At 37.1% G+C, this 2926-nt stretch carries 3 protein-coding genes; all 3 read right to left on the reverse strand.

What is annotated here, in order from left to right:
- Positions 1 to 137: 137 nt before the first annotated feature.
- The 3 genes from M2R47_RS09230 to M2R47_RS09240 all read right to left on the reverse strand — a co-directional run bounded on the left by M2R47_RS09230 (position 138) and on the right by M2R47_RS09240 (position 2252).
- Positions 138 to 476, reverse strand: coding sequence for a hypothetical protein (locus M2R47_RS09230; protein WP_249102471.1), 339 nt, complete (start codon positions 474 to 476; stop codon positions 138 to 140).
- Between the two features lie 94 nt (positions 477 to 570).
- A complete protein-coding gene (locus M2R47_RS09235; protein WP_249102473.1) occupies positions 571 to 1074 on the reverse strand; it encodes a hypothetical protein in 504 nt (167 codons plus the stop codon).
- A complete protein-coding gene (locus M2R47_RS09240; protein WP_249102477.1) occupies positions 1071 to 2252 on the reverse strand; it encodes a VENN motif pre-toxin domain-containing protein in 1182 nt (393 codons plus the stop codon). Before M2R47_RS09240 ends, M2R47_RS09235 begins: the two co-directional genes overlap by 4 nt.
- Between the last annotated feature and the right edge of the window lie 674 nt (positions 2253 to 2926).

The following is a 2926-nucleotide window of genomic DNA, read 5'->3' on the forward strand; positions in this document are numbered from 1 at the left end:
ATCTGCCAGATTTAGGGTGAAAAAATAGCTTTTGTTTGGTTCGTAATGTCGGCGATATTTCATGTCATCATACAAATAAAGGTATAGGGCTGGCAAAGTCTCCCAAATTCAATAAGCTGCGCCACAAATGTTGGGTTTCACTTTCGTTCAACCCAACCTACCGTGCTAAGCAGCACATAAGCGATTTGATTGATGGTAAAGCAAGGCAAATCATCGTGGCTGTCTTGATTGTCAGTATGAACAGAATCCATCTTAGCGGCAGGCTCAAAGGCAGGCACCTCAACTTGTACACTAGGATTTGTCATCAATGATTGATGAAGCACCGCCTGTCTTTGTTCATTAAGCAAGATTTGCTGATGGGCAATCTGTTTAGAAGTGTTGGCATAAGCTGAACAACATAAGGTCAAAGAGACAGCCAGTGCCAATCGTGTTGGCAGGGCTAATATAGGGTAAGATGGGTGGTTGGTGTGAGTCATGGGTTTGGGGTTTTTGGGGTTGGGGGTAGGGTTGTAGCCTTTAAGGGTTTAACAAATCAAAATCAAACAAATTCTATGAGTTACACTGTAATGCTTAGGTTGTGCTGTCGCTATCCAGCCTACCGTGCTTTTGGTACATACTCAAGAGTTCAATCAATTCATCTTTATATTCATCGTTATATGGAATAAAATATTTTTGACCATCGTTTATGATTAGTATTTTTTTGTAAGCACCTTTAAATGAAAATAAATCAACAAGATACGATTTCCTATCACAAAAAACCACCTCTTGTATTTTGTCTAGATATTTGTATTTAGATACAGATGTTCTGATTGCTATTTTTTTATCTACAGGGAAAAATTGATATATATCTCTTTTTTCAAAAAAAATATACTTGACGCAATGAACTAAATAAAGAAAGAATAGGATTACAAAAAAACTCGAGTAACCATCCATATACACATTTTCCGCATGAAAAAATGCAAGCACAAAACAAGCTTTGCAAAAAACATATATGTAAATCAGATTACGCCTATCTTTTAGATAGCCTTGATTAAAGTATTTGTTATATCTTTGGTAGTCATAATGTTTAATCATGGTTTGCACTTACCTGTCTTTTTATCCACACCAAACAAACAAAACTTACCGCCACCATATGGTCTATTTAAATCTTGTCGTTTTTCAAAAGTCTTATCAACGGCCTTATCGCTAATGGTGGTTAGAGAATTGGTTGTTGGAATGATTGTAAAAGACTGGCAAGAAGTTAAACAATTGGCATTCCCAAGAACTTTCCCTGCACCCCCTAATACGCCTGCTGTTACTGCAGTAGGCGTATTTACATAACCCTCTGCAACTCCTTGAGTTAGAGCATATCCAGCGGTATTGGTTGCCATCACCCCTTTGACTGTTCTTACTGGAGATGCAACACCACCTGTCAATCCCCCACCAATAGCATATACAGCAGCCTTTTCAGCACTTCTGTCCGATGGTTTTGTTGTTTGATAATAAAGTATGGTATTATTTGTGGCACCTAATGCAGTATTTGCTGTAATTGCTGGTTGGGTTGCAGCTGTAGCCACTACATAAGGAGCATAACCAGTAATAACAGCCACCCCTCGATTGGCTTTGACAATTGGCTTCATGATTTCTGCCGTAGCTCTTTGGTTGCCGTCTAGAAAAGGTGTAACATGTTCTGGCATTATATAAAATAATAAAGGCAAATTCTGGTTTGAGGTATCGGTCTTTTTGACTGCAGATCCTTTTTTATCTATACACTCTGTAAAACTCCCGCCTTGATTAGCACAATATTGAGCTAAACTAACATCATACGATGTTACACCAAAGTTATGAGAGGTTACTGACATCCAACCATTATTATTATTCTCCACCCCCACTTTCCCAATCTCAGCCCCACTCACTGCATCGGTGGTACTGCCATCAGTTGCTGTGTAGATGGCTGTCGCAGTAGCTAGATTTAGAATGCTGACGATGGTGTCCTTTTGTTCTTGAGTGAGTTTCTCTGGATCTTTGCCTTGATATAGGTAGTTTGCTAAAATCTTAGCACCTGCTTCATTGCTTACGGCAGAGATGGTGCCTGTTGTGATGTCATTACCTGTGGCATAGCTTACCGCAGCCCCTAAGATGGCATGAGCCAGTAGGTGTTGTAGGCTTTGTTCTTCTGGTCTGTTGCCATTGTCTGTTTGGTTTAGGATTTTATTTTCTTTAAACTCCTGCCCAATTTGATAAGCAAGCTCTGGGCTTGCTGCTCTTGCCACATCACCTATGATACCATTTGAATTGGGGGTGTACAAGGCTGATGTGATGCCGTCAAAGAGTCTTAGGTTTTGTTCAATCTTTTGAGCTAAATAACAACAAGCCTAGCTTTAAAACTTAATATATTTTATAAGATAACTCATGACAATACAAATGCATAAATAGAGCAATATAAACATAGTGAAATTAATCCATACCAAGCGATAAAAAACTTATAAAAATACGGTCTTTTTGATATCAATGGTTTAATTATTAAAAAAATTGGTGGCATTATCCATGCCATCATAAGTGCAGCTAGCGGAAAGCCGCTTTGAATAAATGAAACAAAAATTTCCAACGAATATATATTAAATACAGAAGTAATTAATATGCCAATCAAAGTTATTGATGGAAATATGCTAAAAAATGAAAATATTCTGATATATTTTTCTAAAAGCACTTTATTCATGCCACGAGAAATAATTTTCGCCAATAAATAGATGTATAAAAAAAAACTTAATACTCCAAAAGTTATCAGGAAAACAAAATTTAAAATCATTATTATGGCAAAAAGATTATACCCCATTCCCATTATTGACATTCCTTAACTTCTTTCATGCCTTCACAACCAACATCAACCCTATGATTTGGATTTAAGAATTTGCCTGACCAATCCCATTTTCTAAGCTTTATCATT

The sequence above is a fragment of the Moraxella oculi genome, from assembly GCF_023336735.1.
Lineage (GTDB): Bacteria > Pseudomonadota > Gammaproteobacteria > Pseudomonadales > Moraxellaceae > Moraxella > Moraxella oculi.

Excerpts from the sequence above, each read along its gene's own strand:
- M2R47_RS09230 (WP_249102471.1), bottom strand. The coding sequence starts at position 476 with ATGACTCACACCAACCACCCATCTTACCCTATATTAGCCCTGCCAACA.
- M2R47_RS09235 (WP_249102473.1), bottom strand. The coding sequence starts at position 1,074 with ATGATTAAACATTATGACTACCAAAGATATAACAAATACTTTAATCAA.